Here is a 19,152-nt window from a genome sequence, read left to right as displayed (position 1 = left end):
ACCGCCCCGCTACCACAGCATCGCCCCATGCCCTCTCGCGCACAGTCTCTGCATACGCCCGACAGCCTGCCCCGCTGCCGCTGGTGCACGAATGATCCGCTATACCTGCGCTATCACGATCAGGAATGGGGGAGCCCATCCCACGATCCCCGGCATCTGTTCGAAATGCTGATCCTGGAAGGTTTCCAGGCAGGTCTGTCATGGTTGACCATTCTGCGCCGGCGCGAGGCCTTTCGCGCTGCCTTCTTTGACTTTGACCCCCAGGCCCTGGCGCAAACCGACGCCGCCTGGGTGCACACCCAGATGCAGAATGCCGCCATCATCCGCAACCGGCTGAAACTGCAGGCGGTCGGGACCAATGCGCGCGCTTGGCTGGCCCTGCCCGACCCGGCGGCTCTGATCTGGTCGGTGGTGGACCACAGGCCGCGCATCCATCACTATGCGCCGGATGAAGCCATCCCCACCGCAGGACCCGAAGCCCAAGCGCTTAGCCGCCTGCTCAAGGGCCACGGATTCACCTTTGTCGGACCGACGATCTGCCAGGCCTATCTGCAAGCCATCGGCTGCCTGATGGACCATACGACAGACTGTCATCGGCATGCCGCCCTGGCTCGCGCCTGAACACGGTCCAAGGCCGCGTACCGACGACGATTCCAGCCCGTCCGCGGCATCGGCTCTGGCCCAGGCCTACACCAACGCGCTCTATCGGATCGACACCGCCCCGGCCTTGCTCATCCGCATCGGTCGGACGCACCCCGAACTGGCCCGCCTGCACCAACAGCACCACTGCCGCAACAGCCTGATCCTGAGCGCCTGCAATCCGCGCAGCCGCCGCCTGCGGCCCGCTGCCAATGCCCGGCGGATGCGTGCGCTGCGTCAGGCCATCCAGGTGCTGGGCTTTTCCTGTCTGCCTGCCACAGGGCTTGACCCGCAGGGCCTCTGGCCGGACGAAGCCAGTCTTTGGATTCCCGGCCTGCCGCTCTCCATCGGACTGATCCTGGCCCGCCGCTTCCGGCAAAATGCTCTGGTCGAATGTCCGGCCGACACGATGGCGCGTCTGGTCTGGACCCCAGTCTGCTAAGGTAAGCCTTCGCCCAATAGCAGACGGAGCCCGCCATGCGTCAATTTTTTACCCGCCACACCGCTTTTTACGCCGTCGTCACCCTGACTGTATTGTGCGCGGGCCTGGCGTTCAGTCTGAACGCCGCCTGGTGGTTGCCCTGTCTGCTGTTCCTGGCACTATCCATCCTGGGGGTCTACGATCTGAACCAGACCCGGCACGCGATCCGCCGCAACTACCCGGTGATCGGCAATCTGCGCTTTCTGTTCGAATTCATCCGCCCCGAAGTGCGCCAGTATTTCTTCGAAGACGACACGCTGAAGCTGCCGTTCTCGCGCGTGGACCGATCGCTGGTCTACCAGCGGGCTAAACAGCAAATGGATCAGCGCCCCTTTGGCACCCAGGGCGACGTCTACCAGAACGGCTACGAATGGATGAACCACGCCCTGGTGCCCAGCCATATCCAGGACACCGACTTTCGCATCACGGTCGGGGGGCCGGACTGCAAGAAACCCGTCGATCTGTCCGTCTTCAACATTTCCGCCATGAGTTTCGGCGCCCTGTCAGCCAATGCGGTGCGCGCCCTGAACAAGGGCGCCGCGCTGGGCAATTTCGCCCACGACACCGGCGAGGGCGGGGTCAGCCGCTACCACCTGGAACACGGCGGCGACCTGATTTGGAACGTGGGATCGGGGTATTTCGGTTGTCGCAATGCGGACGGCAGTTTTTCAGCGGAACGTTTTTCCGACATGGCCTGCCGCGACAACATCCGCATGATTGAAATCAAGCTGTCCCAAGGCGCCAAGCCCGGTCACGGCGGCGTGCTGCCCGCCCCCAAGGTCACTCAGGAAATCGCCGCCGCCCGCGGCATCCCCGCCGGCCATGATTGTCTGTCACCATCCAGCCACAGCGCCTTTTCCACCCCCATCGGGCTGATGCACTTCATCGTGCGCCTGCGCGAGCTGTCGGGCGGCAAGCCGGTGGGCTTCAAACTGTGCATCGGCCACCCCTGGGAATGGTTCGCCATCGCCAAGGCCATGCTGGCCACCGGCATCACGCCCGACTTCATCGTGGTGGACGGCGCAGAAGGCGGCACCGGGGCCGCGCCAATCGAATTTGTGGATCACGTGGGTACGCCACTGCGCGAAGGCCTGCGGCTGGTGCACAACACCTTGGTCGGCATCGGCTTACGGGAAAAAATCCGCCTGGGGGCCTCGGGCAAAGTCATCAGCGCCTTTGATATGGCCCGCATCATGGCCTTGGGCGCCGACTGGTGCAATAGCGCCCGCGCCTATATGTTCGCCATCGGCTGCATCCAGGCTCAAGTCTGCCATACCGGACGTTGCCCGACAGGTGTCACGACACAAGACCCTGACCGCCAAAAAGCCCTGGTCGTAGGCGACAAATCCGTACGCGTCGCCAACTACCACGCCAATACCCTGAAGGCCCTGGGCGAACTGCTGGCCGCCGCCGGACTGCAACACCCCGGCGAATTGCGCCCTCACCATATCGCCCGACGCATCGCCAGCGGCGAAATCCGCGTCCTGTCCGCCTTGTTCCCCGACCTTCAGAAAGGCGAACTGCTGGAAGGCACATTCCGCAACACGATCTTTCGCACGGCCTGGCCAATGGCGCAGGCCGAATCCTTCGAGCCTCTGTACAGCCTGAGCGCCGCCCTGTCAGGACACACGGACCAGCATATTCCGGACGCATCCGCCGCTGGTTGAAGGATCTGCCGGCCATCGCCTATAAAAAGCCCCCGCGCCGCGCAGCCAGACGGCTGCTTGCTGCCACAAAAGGGGGCGCTTTTGCCTTGGGGAGGCGGCCCGACGGCAAAAAAAACGCCACCTGAAAGGTGGCGTTTTCATCCTGTTCACACAGGAACACTACTGCCTAGGGCAGTTTAGAGCACAACGATTTGCGTTGCGCAGGGACCTTTTTGACCCTGGCCAACCACGAAAGAGACACGTTGGTTCTCTTCCAGGGTCTTATGACCAGTGCCTTGAATTTCGCTGAAGTGTGCGAAGAGGTCTTTTCCGCCATTTTCCGGCATGATGAAGCCGAAGCCCTTGTCGTTGTTAAACCACTTCACGACACCTGTTTCTGTTTTCAAAGTAAATCCTAAATGTTGTATAGGGGTAAAATTTCCCTAGTGACTATTCTGAACGATATATCCCGCCAAGAACAGCCTTGTTGCAAAATAACGCACTTATCCTGCCTGCAATCCCGACCTATCTGTTGGTCTGGATACACACTATTGCGCCAGCAGCAGCGCATCCAGATCCAGAATGTCGATTTTGCGCTGCCCGATCTGCCGGATCCAGCCGCTCTCCTCGAACTCGCCCAGCCTGCGGCTGACCGTTTCGGGCGTCGTCCCCAGAAACGACGCCAAGTGCCTGCGACTCATGGGCAGGCTGAAGCAACTGGCGTTTTCCTGTTCCGCCTGATCGGCCAGATACTGCGCCAAACGGGCATTGATTGATTCCGTGGCAATCGCCGCCGTCTGTTTTTCGCTGGCGCCCAGACGCCGGGACAGCTCGGTCAGCATATGCAGACTGATGTCGGGATAGGTGAGCAGCAGCTGATGCACATCGGCCTGATAGATCGTACAGACTTCGGACGCCTGCATGGCCTGGGCGTAGGAATCGTGATCCGCGGATGAAAATAACGCCAGCTCACCGGCAAAATCCCCCGCATTCAGGATGCGCACCAGTTGCTCTTTGCCGGTATCGGACAGGCGATAGATCTTGATCCTGCCCCGGTGCACGATGAAAAGCTTATCGGACGGATCGCCCGCGTGATGGATGAACTGCCCGCGCTCGTAAATACGCATCGATGCTTTGCCGGCGATGACCGACAGCTCTTCGACAGGCAGGTGATTGAAGATCGGCACATGCGAGACACACACGGTCGGTATGTGCTCGCTCGTGTGCTCGGCAGGTTGGGACGAAGCATTGGATGTCATGCCGATTCCTTGTTCACTCCACACGAGGGACCGCGCTGCGACGGTCGGCGCGGGCAATACCGCGGCTCGCCTGCCCGCGCGCACGGTAACGGATCAGTCTAACTGCATTCAGCGTGACCAACAGCACGCTCAGTTCATGCACCAGCATACCGGATGCCAGGAATATCCGGCCCAGCAGTACGCCCGCCAGCAACAACGCCACCGTCCCCACGGCCAGCACGGTATTCTGCTTCATGTTGCGCACCGTGGCCTGGGCCAGAGAATAGGCATGTGCGAACTGATCCAGCCGGTCGGACATCAACACGATATCCGCGGTTTCCATCGAGATATCGGTGCCGCCTATCCCCATGGCCAATCCGACATCCGCCGTCGCAAGCGCCGGCGCGTCATTGATGCCATCGCCCACCATCGCCACTCGATAGCCCTGCCGCTTGAACGTATCGACCCAGCGCACCTTGTCCTGCGGCAGCAATTCGGCATGCACTGCATCCAGCCCCAAGGCATCCCCCACCAACTGCGCCGTATGGCGATTGTCTCCGGTCAGCATGACCGCCTTGCGCACACCCGCGCGGCGTAGCTGACGGATGGCTTCCTTGGCTTCCGGTTTGATCTGATCGGCGATGGAAATGACCCCCGCCAACTGCCGGTCGACGGCGATCAGCACGGCGGTATTGCCCGCTTTTTCGCGCATCGCTGCATAGGCCTCGGCCTGCTCATCGATGGACACGCCCCAGTCCGCCAGCAGCTGACGATTGCCGATGGCCAGATGCCGCCCGGCGACCCTCGCGACCATGCCGCCGCCTTTGATGATTTCCACGTCCTGGGGATCGTCAGCCAGGGACAGATCACGTCGGGCGGCTTCGGCCACGATCGTCTGCCCCAAGTGATGCTCCGAGACCTTTTCCGCCTGCGCAGCCAGACGCAACAACCCGTTTTCATCCATGCCCCAGCTCTTGACCTCGGTGACTTCGGGCTTGCCCTTGGTCAGGGTGCCGGTCTTGTCGAACACCACAAGATCGATCCGAGAGAGTTTTTCCATGATCTCTCCCCCCTTGACCAGGACGCCGTGGCGCGCGCCGTTGCCGATGCCCGCCACCATGGATACCGGCGCCGAAATCACCAGCGCGCCAGGACAGGCGATCACCAGAAAGGTCAACGCCAGTTCCACATTGCGCGATACGGCATACACCAGGACGGACAGCACCACGATGGCCGGCGTATAGATATTGGCGAAGCGATCCAGGAATTTCTGTGTGGTGGTCTTGGATTCCTGAGCGTCTTCCACCATCTCGATGATCTTGGCGAACGTGGTGTCGTCGCCCACGCGATCCGCGTCGACCTCGATATAGCCGTTGTCGACGATGGTGCCGCTAAAGACCCGGTCGCCCGGGGACTTACTGGCCGGCACGGATTCCCCCGTAATCGCCGCCTCGACGATCAGGGCCTGTCCCGACACGATGATACCGTCCACGGCGACTTTTTCCCCGGATCGGATCAGCACGCGGTCCCCCTGCCGCAGGTCGTCAACCGGGACTCGCACATGGCCATCGGGGCGCACCACCGTGGCCTCGGTCGGCGTCATATCGATCAGATTCCGCAGGGACGACCGCGTCTTTTCCAGCGTGCGTGCTTCCAGATAGGCACCGAAAATAAACAGAAACGTCACCACTGCCGATTCAACGTATTCACCGATGATCAGGGCGCCGACCACCGCAATCGTCACCAGCAATTCAATGCTGAAGGCCTTCATACGCAGCGCCTTGAACGCTTTGATGGCAATGAAATAACCCGCCACCACAGTAGAGGCGATCAGAAGATATTCTTTGGGCTGCGCAAGACCCGCCCAATGCAGGGCAAATGCGATCAGCAGCATCAAGCCGGTCACGCCAGCAACATGGGAATTTTTAATGGTATTCATATCGTGCTCCGTGCATCCGCAGGTTGATGGCCGCCCACCGGCTGCAAATCACAAGCCAATGGGCGGGCGCCGATCAGGACATCTTGCTGGACAGCACTGGATAGCCCAGCCGGACGATGACGTCCTGCAGCGCATCGGCATGCGTTTTCAATGGATCGAATTCAGCCCGAACGCGCCCCGAATTGAATAGCACCTTGATATCGCGAACCCCGTCGATTTTCCCGACTGCCTGCTCGATTTTTTTGACACAGGAAGGACAAGTGAAGGGTTCCATATTGAAGACGACTTTTTGCATGACTTTGCTCCTGAACGATGAAATGACGATTTCATGGTAGGAGAGCAAGCCCATTCCAGACATTGACGGCCGACAAGTTTCAAAAAAATCTGTCGTCAAGGGCGGCCAACCACGTCCTTGTGATGACAATCCAGTCATTTGTTACCCTCATATCATTCACACAGGACGATTCTCAGCGGGGCGCAGCATGCAATACAAAGCCGACCAGCCGGCGTGGCAGGCTATTCTTGAATTCTGGTTTCCCGAAGGCCGTGCACTACACATCGATGCCGCCATGCACCAGAACCACTGGCGCTGGCGAATGCATGGCGGCGCGGACAGCGACATCACCGCCCGCTTTCTGGCCATCACGGCCCAAGCCGCCACCGGCGAGCTGGACCACTGGGCATCCGGCCCCGAAGGCAGGCTGGCGCTGATCATCGTGCAGGATCAGTTCTCGCGATCCGCCTGGCGGGACAGCGCCCGCGCCTTTGCGCAGGACACCACGGCCCTGGCCTGGGCCATCGAAGGCCTGGCCAACGGCCACTACACCGCCCTGCCCACCCCCTGGTTCAAGATCGTCTACAGCCAGCCCTTGGGCCACTGCGAAGGCCCGGACCACCTGGACCGCCTGGATCTGCTGATCCAGTTGCGCGAAGCCATCGCCGCCGAGGCGCCGCCGCCGTTGCAGGACATTTATCAATCCCTGGTGCGGCAGGCCCATGACGTCCGGCAGGTCATCGCCGCCTTTGGCAGACATCCGCACCGCAACCGGCTGCTGGGCCGCCCCTCCACCCCGGAGGAAGAGGCATATATCGCCCAGGGAAGATTTCCGCATGTGCGGGCGTTTGGAGGGGCTACGGAAAGCTAAGTCTGCACCGGAAGTCGATCGGCGAATCCCGCGCCACCGCGCGCTACACCCGGCAGCGTGTGGCGGTCATCCCCGCCTGCGCCCGAATATCAGGGACACGATAAACAGAATAATGAAGATGATGAAGAGGACCTTGGCAATTTCAGCGGCAATACCGGCAATGCCGAAGAAGCCGAAAAACCCTGCGACCAACGCGATGATGAGAAACACGACAGCGTAGTGAAGCATGAGACCTCCTTAGATGATGGTGCTTCATCCCAAAAATTGACGATTTCACCATACACGGCAATTTGTACGGGCTGTGTTTTTGGTTGAAACGTCATGTGCCAATAAAAGCGAGGGCGCGGCAGACAGGGACGGGGTCTGATTCTGACCTGAGCCCTCCCCCGAGGGCATTTTCATTTTGGTGGCTGTGTGTGGTCCAGGGCTTATACCAATCCCACCGTTTATCCAAACCGCCGATGTTCTATTGATTGATTTCCTCAAATATTTCCATTATTCTCGAAATATGGAAATAAAAGATGTTGTTCAAGCCTTGGCAGCTCTTGCACAGCCCCTGCGTCTCGAAATTTTTCGTGCGCTCGTCGTGGCTGGAGGCGAGGGCCTCACCCCAGGCGTCATGCAGGACAAGCTGGCCATCCCGCCCGCAACCTTGTCCTTTCACCTCAAGGAACTTACGAATACAAGACTCGTGACACAGGAGCGAGCCGGGCGCAACCTGATTTATCGAGCTGAATACGAGAACATGAACCGGCTACTGTCCTACCTCACCGAAAACTGCTGCCAAGGGGCACCTTGCGCTGCCAACAGCAGCGGCGATATATGCAAGTGTTGACGAGAATCAGCCCATGACCACTAATGTCTTGATACTTTGCACTCACAACTCGGCGCGCAGTGTGCTTGCCGAAGGCATGCTCAATCACTGGGCAGGCGTACTCGGTAAAGACGTACGTGCCTACAGCGCTGGTAGTGCCCCAAGCGGGCGCATCAACCCTCACGCCTTGACAGCATTGCAAGCTGCAGGGATAAGCATCGAAGGTTATCGCAGCAAGAGCTGGGACGAGTTCACAGGCGACTCGGCACCCGACATACACATCGTCATCACGGTATGCGACAACGCGGCCGCCGAACAGTGCCCATACTGGCCCGGCAAACCCGTGAAGGTTCATTGGGGATACCCGGACCCATCAAATGCTTCCGAGGACCAAAAAGCCAGTGCGTTCGAACTGACCCGCCAGGCTCTTGGCTATCGCATGCTGCAATTGCTTGCCCATCCGCTGAATGAACTTGACAGCTCGGAAGTGCAAGCCATCCTCTCTCACATTTCCAAGACATAGTTTCGTATGACCGCATCAACCTTGGCAGCCGAAACGCCCACCAGGCCGACTATTTCATTTTTTGAGCGCTACCTGACACTCTGGGTCGCTCTTTGTATCGTCATCGGGATTACGCTGGGCCAACTGTTGCCTGGATTTTTCCAGGAGGTAGCCAGCCTGGAAATCGCAAAGGTCAACATCCCGGTGGGAGTACTCATCTGGGTCATGATTGTCCCGATGCTCCTAAAAATCGACTTTAGCGCTTTGAACCAGGTGACTTCCCATTGGCAGGGCATCGGCGTCACACTCTTCATCAACTGGGCCGTCAAGCCGTTTTCGATGGCGCTGCTCGCGTGGTTTTTCATCCGACAGGTCTTTGCGCCGTACCTGCCATCCGAGCAACTGGACAGCTACGTAGCGGGACTCATCTTACTTGCCGCCGCACCGTGCACTGCGATGGTGTTCGTATGGAGCCAACTCTGCAAAGGAGACCCGTACTTTACGCTCTCACAGGTCGCATTGAATGACGCCATCATGGTCGTGGCCTTTGCGCCGGTTGTCGCCCTGCTGCTGGGGCTATCGTCGATTACGGTGCCCTGGGACACCTTGCTCGTCTCCGTGGGCCTGTACATCGTGGTACCGGTCGCCATTGCTCAGGTATGGCGCAAACAGCTGCTGCGCCGTGGTATTGGCCATTTCCATGCAGTCACGGCCAAGCTCGGGCCGTTGTCCATCGGTGCCCTGCTGCTGACGTTAGTGCTGCTTTTTGCCTTCCAAGGCGAGGCCATCCTTGAGCAGCCGCTTGTCATCGGCTTGCTTGCGGTGCCCATCTTCATACAGGTTGTCCTGAACGCCAGCCTGGCCTATGTGTTCAATCGAAAGCTCGGTGTCGCGCACTGTGTCGCCGGACCGTCTGCTCTGATTGGTGCGAGCAATTTCTTCGAACTGGCCGTCGCGACAGCGATTAGCCTATTTGGCTTTCAGTCCGGCGCCGCACTGGCAACCGTCGTGGGGGTACTCATTGAAGTCCCTCTGATGCTCGCCGTGGTCGCGGTCGTCAAGCGCACACAACCCTGGTACGAAGCGCACCAACCTGCCCCTCAAAAATCTGCATGACCGATATTTCCTACCTTCAGAATCCTACAGAACTTCCTGCGCTCGACAAGACGCTCTTCGAAGCGCCCTCCGCAGCCAAACTGACTGCTTACGGACAGTCTTCACACAAACCACGCTTTCTCATGCTCTATGGCTCGGCGCGCAAGCTCTCATACAGCCGGCTGCTGACTTTCGAAGCGGCTCGGCTCCTTGAGGCCATGGGAGGTGAGGTCAAGGTCTTTGACCCCAGCGGCCTGCCTCTGCCAGATGACGCGCCTGACACTCACCCTAAGGTCCAGGAGCTGCGCGCACTGGTGCAATGGTCTGAAGGAATGGTGTGGACGTCTCCTGAACGCCACGGCGCGATGACCGGCATCATGAAGTCTCAAATTGATTGGATTCCCCTTTCCCTGGGAGCGATACGGCCCACCCAAGGCAAGACGCTGGCGGTCATGCAAGTATCCGGAGGGTCCCAGTCGTTCAATGCACTGAACCAGATGCGTGTGCTCGGGCGCTGGATGCGGATGGTGACTATCCCCAATCAATCATCGGTTGCCAAAGCCTTCATGGAGTTTGATGATGACGGTCGCATGAAACCGTCCAGCTACTACGACCGCGTCGTAGATGTGATGGAGGAATTGTTCAAATTCACGCTATTGACGCGAGACGTAGGATCGTATTTGGTCGACCGCTACAGCGAGCGCAAAGAGAGTGCGGCGGAACTGTCCTCGCGAGTGAATCAGCGGTCAATATGACGTCACCTGATCGTCCGCCAGCGCATCTGTGCCCTGCACGACCTACTGACACGTCTGACGTTGCATGGCTCGCTACTCCACACTGGCGCTGGTGATCGACTGCCATACGCGTGAACTGTTGGGTTGGCACCTGTCGCGCAGCGGCAAGGTGGCGACCGCCAGCAACGCGCTGGTGCACACCCTAATCGCTCGATTCGGCACGCTGGGCCGGGTACCGGCGCCATTCCTGCTTCGGTCGGACAATGGGCTCGTTTTTACCAGTCGCAGCTACACGGCGCCGGTGCGCAGCTATAGCCTACGCCAGGAGTTCATGACGCCGCATTACCCGCAACAGAACGGTATGGTCGAGCGAGTTATCCGGACGCTGAAAGAGCAATGTGCCCACCGGCACCGCTTTGAATCGTTGCAGCACGCCAGCCGCGTCATCTATCGACCCCGCGCCGACCCGCGTCCCGTTGGCATGCGGCTATGCACGGACTTGGCGTTTTTGATCCCTGAGTTACCGCCCAGTCCTGGCCAACGCGGCTGTTTCGGCACGGCCTTGGGGTTTGCAGGCTTCGCCGCCTCTTGCTTCTGATCTTTATCTTTCTTGTCCATTTCTTCCCCGCTATCAGTGACCGGAGCGGATTTGCTTCGGTCAGCCCATCAGCATAGGCCACATCGCACAATAAAGCTTGCCGGACTGCCGGAAGTGGTGCGCATGGCCGTCCCGGCTTGAAGAAATCAGCAGGCCGCATTACAAAGCTGTACGGCTGGCGCTGCGATCAACAGGCGCGAAGCCCAGGAATACCTAGAACGGGGCTGGATTGCAGCTATGCCCCGCTTGCGGCCAGCACCCGAGGCCAAGGTCCGCGTGCGCTGGATCACGCGAAATCCGGCAGAGCCAGAAACGAAAATCGCCACCGGGTAGGGTGGCGATAACGCATTGATTGACAATGATAATTCTGGTGGCGCATCAGGGACTCGAACCCCGGACCTGCGGATTATGATTCCGTCGCTCTAACCAACTGAGCTAATGCGCCAAAGAGCGAAATTATAGCAAGAAAATTTCTTACTGCAAGCAGACCACGAGCCCAGTGGTCCAAGCCCCCCGGATGGTGTAGGCTTGAACCATCGGCAGAGCCCGCAACAACATGATTTCAATACAAAAAGGAGCATCTCGGCATGCGGATCCGTCGGCCTTCTCGCATCACCTTGCGCCAATTGGTGCTGGTGCTGTCGATCGGTAGTGTGCTGACCATGCTGGTGGCAGGTATGGCGGGATCCTACCGCATACAGCGCGATCAGCTGATGGAGGACACCCTGGCGGCCAACCAGGCTTTTGCTGAGAAACTGGCTGCTTCGGTTTCCGATCTGCTGACGCAGGCCCAAGATGGCCTGGCCTATTCCGCCAAGCGCATCATCCAATCAGGCATGGACCCCGCCGTCCTGCAATCCGAGGCCGACCGTTTGCGGGCGCAGGGCGTGGGGTTCAACGCAGTATCCGTCACCAGCAGCCGCGGGCTGATCATCACCACCTCGCCCGAGACCTTGGCCATCAAGGGACGGCAGGTGAAACCCCCCGTGCCGCTGCCCGCCCTGCAGCATCAGGCGGCCATGATCAGCAGTCCATTCACGACGATCCTGGGCAATCTGGCTATCCGGGTCACCCAGCCCTTACGCACCGACAGCAAGCAATATCTGGGCTATATGTCCGGCACCATCTATCTGAAAGCCGACGGCGGGCTGGCACGGCTGATCGGACAGCACTATTTCCGCAACGACACATACGTCTATGTCGTGGATGACACCCGCCATCTGCTCCATCACCCGGACAGCAACCGGATCGGCACCGAAGTCACCTTTCCCAATCCTGCCATCGATACTGTCTTGCAGGGCTTATCGGGCGCGCAGCGCATCGTCAACAGCCAGGGCATCGACATGCTGGCGGGCTTTTCCTACGTTCCCGCAGCCAAATGGGGCATCGTCGTTCAGCGCCCCACCCAAGCGACCCTGGCGCGGCTGGATGACCTGATGCACCGGACGCTATGGCTGTCCCTGATCCCGGCGGGCCTGCTGCTGACCGTGCTTTGGTTTCTATCAGGCTGGGTCTCTCGTCCACTGGGCGAATTGGCGCTCATTGTGCAGGACGGCTACAAAGACAGCATGGCGGGCCGCATCCGCTCTGTGCCGTGCTGGTATTTCGAGGCGCAGCGCCTGCAGCGGGCCTTGCTGTTGGGACTGGGAACGGTCGAAGCGCAGCTGGGGCAGCTTCACGACGAGGCTTATCAGGACCCCCTGACGGGCCTGGGCAACCGGCGCGGGCTCAGACTGGCCTTGCAGACTTTCCAGACAATGGACCAGGCCTTTACCGTCATCACGCTGGACATCGATTTCTTCAAGCGCATCAACGACACCTATGGCCACGACACGGGGGACGAAGTGATCCGCCAGATCGGCGACTGGATGCGGACCCAGGCCCGCGAAAGCGACGCGCTGTTTCGCATGGGCGGCGAGGAATTCCTGGCGCTGCTGCCCGGAACGCATCTGGACACGGCGGCGGGCATCGCCGAACGGCTGCGGGCCGGCATCGAACAAGCCAATATCCTGCCTGGGGAGATCGTGACGGTTTCCATCGGGGTGGCCGCCTGGTCGCCCGAGGACGCGACCGACACCACATCTGCCCTGAAAGCCGCCGACCAGGCCCTGTATCGCGCCAAGCAGACAGGCCGCAACCGGGTCGTGGTCAGCGACGATAGTGCTGCACAGACCTAGCCCGTATCTGCAGCCCCAAACGCAAAGGCCCCACCTTTTGGTGGGGCCCTACTGCCACTGGAGCAGTAAGCACTGCATGGGCGCAGTGCAAAGTCGACGCCGTTGAGGCGAAGAATCACTACCACTTGGTAGCGATTCCAGTATAGGCACCTGCCTTTCCAAATACAAGACAGCAAGATCAGGAATTACCCTGACTCAATGTATCCGTGCGTAATCCAGCGCAGCCCGTACCGCCGCCGCCTGGGCGTCATTGCACTGTTCCGGCGTTGCCTGCGGGCTATCCGGGTAGACCTCGGTCGTCGTCCGGTAAGGCGCATCGGTCATGCCGGCACACAGGCCCAGAGGCCGCAAGGCATAGCGGATCACGCCGGGCGACACGACAGGCGAACCGATGATCAGCCCTTGCTCATCGGCGGGGGCGATATGCGTGACCTGGGCAACGGCATCAATGATGGCCTGTTGAAACGCCGGCTGCGGGGCATCCGCATCATCCACCAGGTAAAAGCCGTCGGGAATCCCGCCGGACATGAAGGGCTTGCCGTCGCGCGCCGCCAGGGCGGGACGGAACTCGGACTCGTCCGTGTCGGTCGTCTCGTGCAGATCGATATGCACGCGCACCCGCGCAGCGAAGGGGGCCACCAGATGCATCAGCGCGGCGGATTCCGGCGCCGGGCTGTGGTCGCGGAAAGACCGGTTGGGATCCAGCGCCTGCGGATTCCAGCGATGGATGCGCTCGAACCCCCAGGGGCTGACACACGGCGCGATCAGCAGGTCGAAATGATCTTCGTAAGCCGCTGCATGCTGCGCGGCGAACTGCAAGGCCCCCATGACGCCGCTGGTTTCATAGCCATGCACCCCGCCCGTGACCAAGGCCACCGGGCGATCGCCCTGCCAGCGGCGGCTGCGCAAAGCCATCAGCGGATAGGCATCAGGCGCATAGTCCAGCTCGCCGTATTGGACGATATCGAACAATTCCCGCAGCTCATCAATCCGGCGCAACACCAGGTCTGCGTAACTGCGCTGCCGCGTCCGGCGCCCCAGCCAGGCGGCGATTTCATCCGGCCCCCAGGGAACGCCGGGGGTGCCAATGGGGTAAAAGGACGTCGACATATGCGAGACTCCAGGGCAAAAATTCGGCTGCCACTGTAGCACAAGGGTTCAGGCGGCAGTATCAGGCATCAGGCTCGGGGCGCTTGCCGGCGGCGGGCTTTGCCGAACGCCAGATACCACATCAGGCTGTCGGGATTGGCCATGGCGTCGGGACTGATGATCTTGTCCAGCGATTCGCCCAACAGCAAGCGCTTGATGGGCAGTTCCATTTTCTTGCCGCTCAGGGTGCGCGGCACGGCTGGGACGACCAGGATTTCATCGGGCACATGGTGAACGGACAACTGCGCCCGAATCGCGGCCTTGATCCGTTGGCGCAGATCATCGCCGAGTACCTGGCCGCGACTCAGCGCCACGAACAGTGGCATATAGGATTCGCGCCCCAGGTATTCCAGATCGACGATCATACAGTCCAGGATTTCGGGGAAGGATTCCAGCACCCGATAGAGCTCGGCTGTGCCCATGCGGACACCCTGGCGATTGATGACCGTATCCGAACGACCGTAGATGACGGCGCCGCCATGCGGGGTGATGCGGATCCAGTCGCCATGGCGCCAAACGCCAGGAAAGACGCTGAAATAACTGTCGTAATAGCGGCTGCCTTCCGGATCGTTCCAGAAATACAGCGGCATGCTGGGCATGGGTGCGGTGATCACCAATTCGCCCACCTGGTCGGCGAGCGGACGGCCTTCATCATCATAGACTTGCAGTGCCGCGCCCAGATAACAGCACTGCATCTCGCCCGCGTAAACGGGCAGCACGGGGCATGGCCCCACATAGCCGGCAGCCACGTCGGTCCCGCCGCTCAGGGCGGCGATCAGCACACCCGGAAACTGCTGCGCCAGCCAGCGATAGCCCAGATCAGGCAGCGGCGACCCGGTGGAGCCGACCGTCTTCAGTCGCCCCGGCCGCACCCGCTCGCCCGCCTGGACGCCTGCCTCGCGACACGCTTGGAAATAGGCCGCTCCTGCGCCAAAGAATGTCAGATCCGCTTGATCCGCCACGTCCCACAGCACATTCATGTCCGGGTAACTGGCACTGCCGTCATACAGACAAATCGTGGCGCCGACCAGCAGACCCATCATCTGGACATTCCACATGATCCAGCCGGTGGTGGTGAACCACATGAACCGGTCCTGCGGGCCGATATCCATTTGCAAAGCGATATCCTGCAAGCCTTTTAGCAGAACGCCGCCATGACCATGCACGATGGGCTTGGGCAGGCCGGTGGTGCCCGAGGAATACACGACCCACAAAGGATGGTCGAACGGCACCTGCTCGAAGCGCAAGGCTGCATTGGTATGCGCCGACAGTTCACGCCACGACAGCGCCCTGTCCAGATGCGCATCGGGATTCAGATAAGGCAGCAGCACGACCTTGTTCAAGGTCGGCAAGGCAGCGCGCAATTCCATCACCACCGCCAGGCGATCGAAGTCCTTGCCGTCATACCGGTAGCCATCGACCGCCAGCAATACCTTGGGACCGACCTGACGGAACCGGTCAAGCACGCCGCTGACGCCCATGTCCGGCGAACAACTGGACCAGATGGCCCCCAGGCTGGCCGCCGCCAGAAACGCAACCATGGTTTCAGGCAGATTGGGCAAATAGGCGGCCACGCGGTCCCCCGGCCCCACTCCCAGGGCTTGCAAGCCCTGCGCGACGGCGGCCACCTGGATACGCAAGTCGCCCCAGGACAGCGTCTGCTGGGGCCTGATTTCCGACCGCGACACAATGGCCGGGCGGCCCGGTTCGTCCAGATGAAAACGAAAGACCTGCTCGGCAAGATTGAGACGGGCGCCCTCGAACCACCGCGCCCCCGGCATCACACGACGGTCCAGGACACGCTGATGAGGCGTGGAGCTGCGCAGATCGAAGTATTCCCAGATCGACTCGTAAAAGTCCTCCAGGTGATCGACGGACCACTGCCACAGCGCCGGATAATCCTGAAAGACCTGACTCTTTCGTCGGTGCAGCCACTGCTGATAATCCGTGATGCGAGCCTGGGCGATGCGATTGGCGTCAGGCGTCCACAGGGGGTCGAGTTCAGTGCTGCTCACCGGGTTCTCCTCGCGCCGCACACAGTTTAAGTGACAAGCTTATACCGAATGCATGCATTTCGCCCCTGCCTTGCATTGGCCGCCGCGCCGGTTGCATACTGATCTCTTCTGGAACCGATCTGGAATCGGGCATGGCACACGAACACATCACGTTGGAACAGCGCGCCAGGGGCGCGCTCATGGGCGCTTATATCGGCGATGCGCTGGCGCTGGGGCCGCATTGGTACTACGACCTGGACGCCTTGCGCCACGACTACAGCAGCTGGATCACGGACTACACCGCCCCCCGGCCCGACCGCTACCACGGCGGTCTGAAGGCCGGACAGTCCTCGCAGGCCGGCTACATCCTGGACTTGCTCACGCAGTCTCTGGTCGATCGCGACGGCTACGACGAAGCCGATTTTTGCCGACGGCTGGACCAGGATCTGTTCCCGCAACTGGACGGCACTCCCATGCACGGCCCAGGCGGCTACACCAGCCAATCGATCCGCGAAACGTGGCGCTTGCGGATACGCGAACACCGCCCCTGGGGCCAGGTATCCGGACTGGCCGACACGACCGAGGCCGCTGAACGCACGCTGGTCCTGGCCATCCGCTACGCGCATCAGCCCGCCGAACTGGCGCGACAAATATCCGCCAACACGGCCTTGACTCAGCATGACGCCACGGTCATGGCCATGACCGTGGCCTACGGTTGCGTCCTGGGCAGTCTGGTGCGCGGCGAGCCGCTGGATACCCAGACATCCGCGCGCCTGATGGCGCTGGTGCGCGATGGCGCCCTGCCCTTTCATTCGGTCACGTCCACCGGGGAACAGGTCCCGCCGCCCGGCCCCGAAGCCCCCCGGCACGCCGGTCAATTCCCTTCCCCCGATGCCTTGCTGACCGCCTCCTGCGTTCTGCAAGCGGCCACCGATCCGGATATCCGCATCGAGCCGGCCTGGAAAGCGTCCCTGGTCTACGGCATGCCCTGCGCGGTCTACCACCAGTTCCCTGCCGCTTATTATCTGGCGGGCCGTTTCCAAGGGGATTTCGAATCCGCGGTGCTGCATGCAGTCAATGGCGGCGGCCAGAATCAGGCCAGAGCCATGTTGACCGGGGCGCTGGCCGGAGCCATCGGCGGCATCCAGGCCATTCCGGACCGTTTCCTGAGCGGCCTGGAACACAGCGATCACCGGCTGGCCTGGGCTGAACAGCTGGCCCGTCAGGCGTTTAACGAACGGGTAGAAAATTGAAAAACAGCAGCCCCTGCAGATAGTTGATGCCGATGCGCCGGACGCTTTCGTCCTGCAATTCGGCCACCAGATCCAGGCGGGCGATCATACGACCGAATTCCCGCTCGAAACTCAGGTTGGCCACGCCATCACCCAGTTCGTTGGACAGCAACAAAGGCCGCCCTTGAGCATCCCGGCGGCTGGCCAGCATCCAGGCGGCGATTTCCAGGTTGCGAGCGGCATTGAAGACGTGCTGCGCTTCCACGGCATCGGTCACATGAAAGCGGGTGTGCCCGCCGTGCGCCGTGATGATCATGTCGGATAGCCCCAGCACAAAGGCCGCCACCCGGTCGCCGGGATAGCGGGGGTCCATCGCCACGGACAGCACCTCGATATCCCGCAGGCCTTCCAGTTCTTTAGGCGTCTCGCCGGTGCGAATCCGCGCCGCGCCCTGGGTCAAGGCTGATTCCAGGTCCGTGAAACCCGATTTGCGCCACTCCCCTGGATTGCGCCGGTAGAGCTTTTCCAGCAGCCTAACCAGGCTGTCCAGATTGTCCCGCATGGCCAACGTCTGGACGCGGTTCATGTCGTGCTGCATCAATTGATCAGCAGAAAACGACTCGCCTTTCAGACCGTCCGGCGGCGGGGCGGCACAGGCCCCCAGCAGCCACAGCAGGGCCACGGCCAGAGCGCCTTGCGCAGTCCGGCGCACGACGCCTAACGCAGCCATCAGTACTGCCGCGCCCGGTCCACGATCCCGGTGATGGGCTCACCCCGCACCAAGGTCCGGACCTTGCCAGCGATCTGCTGCACCGTCAAAGAGACCAGACTGGCGCCGGCCACATGCGGCGTCACCTGAATGCGCCGGTCCGACCAGAAACGATGTTCCGGCGGCAGCGGTTCACAGGAAAAGACATCCAGCGCCGCCCCGCGCACTCGCCCGCTGTCCAGGCAGGCCAGCAAGTCGGCTTCGACCAGGTGGTCTCCCCGGGCGATGTTGATCAGGTAGGCATCGGGCCGCAGCTGATCGAACACGGCGCGCGACAGAATCCCCCGCGTATCCGCCGTCAAGGGCAAGGCATTGACCAGCACGCGAGTCCGGGCCAGAAAATCAGCCAGCTGATCCTGCCGGTAGGATTGCGCCCCCGCGACGGGGCGCCCGCTGCGCGACCAGACAGCCACCGGATAATCCAGCGCCGCGCAAGCCTGGGCAACACGGGCGCCCATGACGCCGCCGCCCATGACCCCGACGGTCCAGGCATCCCGATCGATATCCGCCAGCGGCTGCCAGCGCGCCTGCGCCTGCAGGTCCGCGTAACGGCCCAGATCACGGGATTCACGGATCAGGTAGTGCAGCACGTATTCCGCCATCTGCACGGCCATGCCACCGTCTTCCATACGCACCAGCGTGAGCCCATCAGGCAGATCCGGGATCTGCAGCAGGGCATCGACCCCCGCCCCCAAATTGAAAAGATGCGTCAGTCGGGATTCATGCGAGAACAGTTCGGGGGGCGGCGCCCAGACAACGGCGATATCGGCCTGCCCCTGTGGCTGAAGGGTATCCCACACACGCACCCGATGTTCCGGCAACGCCCGCTGCAAGGCGGCCACCCATTCCTGGGGGTTCGATTCGTGGCGAGAGGCGAAAACAATGTCCATACGCACAGATGCACCAATTGAAGCACCGTCCAGGTCAATGGCAAGCCCCGGGCACCCCGGACCCTGCTGGACTGGACAGCGCAAAAATGACCCTCTGGACTGTAGCACAG

The 19,152-nt window shown here is 61.1% G+C and carries 20 protein-coding genes and 1 tRNA gene; 11 read left to right on the top strand and 10 right to left on the bottom strand.

The window, feature by feature from the left end:
- Window positions 1-27: 27 nt before the first annotated feature.
- Genes WBF69_RS06460 through WBF69_RS06450 form a run of 3 tightly spaced genes read left to right on the top strand, consistent with a single transcriptional unit; the run spans window position 28 to window position 2,787 of the window.
- The gene (locus WBF69_RS06460) at window positions 28-621 is read left to right on the top strand and encodes a DNA-3-methyladenine glycosylase I (RefSeq protein WP_424262395.1); all 594 of its coding nucleotides are present in this window, start codon (window positions 28-30) and stop codon (window positions 619-621) included.
- Complete coding sequence (locus tag WBF69_RS06455; protein ID WP_424262393.1) at window positions 599-1,081, top strand: DUF3293 domain-containing protein; 483 nt, start codon at window positions 599-601, stop codon at window positions 1,079-1,081. The genes WBF69_RS06460 and WBF69_RS06455 overlap by 23 nt, the downstream gene beginning before the upstream one ends.
- Before the next feature lie 35 nt (window positions 1,082-1,116).
- Window positions 1,117-2,787: an FMN-binding glutamate synthase family protein gene (locus WBF69_RS06450; RefSeq protein WP_424262391.1), complete on the top strand. Its 1,671-nt coding sequence runs from the start codon at window positions 1,117-1,119 to the stop codon at window positions 2,785-2,787.
- Window positions 2,788-2,963: 176 nt separating this feature from the next.
- On the opposite strand, the gene WBF69_RS06445 is transcribed toward WBF69_RS06450, so the two are convergent.
- From WBF69_RS06445 to WBF69_RS06430, 4 genes are all read right to left on the bottom strand, one after another.
- Window positions 2,964-3,173 (bottom strand): cold-shock protein, encoded by a 210-nt coding sequence (locus WBF69_RS06445; RefSeq protein ID WP_323016520.1) that lies wholly within the window; start codon window positions 3,171-3,173, stop codon window positions 2,964-2,966.
- 141 nt (window positions 3,174-3,314) lie between these two features.
- A complete protein-coding gene (locus WBF69_RS06440) occupies window positions 3,315-4,025 on the bottom strand; it encodes a Crp/Fnr family transcriptional regulator (protein WP_424262389.1) in 711 nt (236 codons plus the stop codon).
- Between the two features lie 13 nt (window positions 4,026-4,038).
- On the bottom strand, window positions 4,039-5,943 hold the full coding sequence (locus WBF69_RS06435; RefSeq protein WP_424262387.1) for a heavy metal translocating P-type ATPase: 1,905 nt from the start codon (window positions 5,941-5,943) through the stop codon (window positions 4,039-4,041).
- A gap of 73 nt (window positions 5,944-6,016) precedes the next feature.
- A complete protein-coding gene (locus WBF69_RS06430; protein WP_424262385.1) occupies window positions 6,017-6,238 on the bottom strand; it encodes a heavy-metal-associated domain-containing protein in 222 nt (73 codons plus the stop codon).
- A 187-nt stretch (window positions 6,239-6,425) separates the two neighbouring features.
- On the opposite strand from WBF69_RS06430, the gene WBF69_RS06425 reads away from it, so the two are divergent.
- Entirely contained in the window at window positions 6,426-7,088 is a 663-nt protein-coding gene (locus WBF69_RS06425; RefSeq protein ID WP_424262383.1) for a DUF924 family protein, read from the top strand.
- 66 nt (window positions 7,089-7,154) lie between these two features.
- Here the strand turns inward: WBF69_RS06425 and WBF69_RS06420 are convergent, their stop codons facing one another.
- Window positions 7,155-7,316, bottom strand: coding sequence for a DUF1328 family protein (locus WBF69_RS06420; protein WP_424262381.1), 162 nt, complete (start codon window positions 7,314-7,316; stop codon window positions 7,155-7,157).
- Window positions 7,317-7,596: 280 nt separating this feature from the next.
- Here WBF69_RS06420 and WBF69_RS06415 point away from each other — a divergent pair, with 280 nt between their 5' ends.
- From WBF69_RS06415 to WBF69_RS06395, 5 genes are all read left to right on the top strand, one after another.
- Window positions 7,597-7,923, top strand: a complete 327-nt coding sequence (locus tag WBF69_RS06415; RefSeq protein ID WP_424262413.1) for an ArsR/SmtB family transcription factor — start codon at window positions 7,597-7,599, stop codon at window positions 7,921-7,923.
- Window positions 7,924-7,936: 13 nt separating this feature from the next.
- Window positions 7,937-8,425: an arsenate reductase ArsC gene (locus WBF69_RS06410; protein WP_424262379.1), complete on the top strand. Its 489-nt coding sequence runs from the start codon at window positions 7,937-7,939 to the stop codon at window positions 8,423-8,425.
- A gap of 6 nt (window positions 8,426-8,431) precedes the next feature.
- The gene (gene arsB / locus WBF69_RS06405) at window positions 8,432-9,520 is read left to right on the top strand and encodes an ACR3 family arsenite efflux transporter (protein WP_424262377.1); all 1,089 of its coding nucleotides are present in this window, start codon (window positions 8,432-8,434) and stop codon (window positions 9,518-9,520) included.
- Entirely contained in the window at window positions 9,517-10,254 is a 738-nt protein-coding gene (gene arsH, locus WBF69_RS06400) for an arsenical resistance protein ArsH (protein ID WP_424262375.1), read from the top strand. Before arsB ends, arsH begins: the two co-directional genes overlap by 4 nt.
- A 64-nt stretch (window positions 10,255-10,318) precedes the next feature.
- A complete protein-coding gene (locus WBF69_RS06395; RefSeq protein WP_424262373.1) occupies window positions 10,319-10,831 on the top strand; it encodes an integrase core domain-containing protein in 513 nt (170 codons plus the stop codon).
- A 368-nt stretch (window positions 10,832-11,199) separates the two neighbouring features.
- Here the strand turns inward: WBF69_RS06395 and WBF69_RS06390 are convergent.
- Window positions 11,200-11,276: transfer RNA gene (locus WBF69_RS06390), tRNA-Met, on the bottom strand.
- A 142-nt stretch (window positions 11,277-11,418) separates the two neighbouring features.
- Here WBF69_RS06390 and WBF69_RS06385 point away from each other — a divergent pair.
- Window positions 11,419-13,008, top strand: coding sequence for a sensor domain-containing diguanylate cyclase (locus tag WBF69_RS06385; protein WP_424262371.1), 1,590 nt, complete (start codon window positions 11,419-11,421; stop codon window positions 13,006-13,008).
- A gap of 195 nt (window positions 13,009-13,203) precedes the next feature.
- On the opposite strand, the gene WBF69_RS06380 is transcribed toward WBF69_RS06385, so the two are convergent.
- Window positions 13,204-14,118 carry a M14 family metallopeptidase gene (locus WBF69_RS06380; RefSeq protein WP_424262369.1) on the bottom strand — a complete coding sequence of 305 codons (915 nt, stop codon included), beginning with the start codon at window positions 14,116-14,118 and terminating at the stop codon, window positions 13,204-13,206.
- 68 nt (window positions 14,119-14,186) lie between these two features.
- Complete coding sequence (locus tag WBF69_RS06375; protein ID WP_424262367.1) at window positions 14,187-16,172, bottom strand: acetoacetate--CoA ligase; 1,986 nt, start codon at window positions 16,170-16,172, stop codon at window positions 14,187-14,189.
- A gap of 131 nt (window positions 16,173-16,303) precedes the next feature.
- Here WBF69_RS06375 and WBF69_RS06370 point away from each other — a divergent pair, with 131 nt between their 5' ends.
- Window positions 16,304-17,404, top strand: coding sequence for an ADP-ribosylglycohydrolase family protein (locus WBF69_RS06370; protein ID WP_424262365.1), 1,101 nt, complete (start codon window positions 16,304-16,306; stop codon window positions 17,402-17,404).
- Here WBF69_RS06370 and WBF69_RS06365 read toward each other — a convergent pair.
- Both WBF69_RS06365 and WBF69_RS06360 read right to left on the bottom strand, forming a co-directional pair.
- Window positions 17,382-18,113, bottom strand: a complete 732-nt coding sequence (locus WBF69_RS06365) for a hypothetical protein (protein ID WP_424262363.1) — start codon at window positions 18,111-18,113, stop codon at window positions 17,382-17,384. The two genes, WBF69_RS06370 and WBF69_RS06365, sit on opposite strands and share 23 nt — an antisense overlap.
- Window positions 18,113-19,042, bottom strand: a complete 930-nt coding sequence (locus tag WBF69_RS06360; protein ID WP_424262361.1) for a 2-hydroxyacid dehydrogenase — start codon at window positions 19,040-19,042, stop codon at window positions 18,113-18,115. Before WBF69_RS06360 ends, WBF69_RS06365 begins: the two co-directional genes overlap by 1 nt.
- Between the last annotated feature and the right edge of the window lie 110 nt (window positions 19,043-19,152).

Source organism: Castellaniella sp., from assembly GCF_049673105.1.
GTDB lineage: Bacteria > Pseudomonadota > Gammaproteobacteria > Burkholderiales > Burkholderiaceae_B > Castellaniella.
The sequence above is the reverse complement of the archived record's forward strand: the minus strand, read 5'-3'. Positions and strand labels throughout refer to the sequence as shown.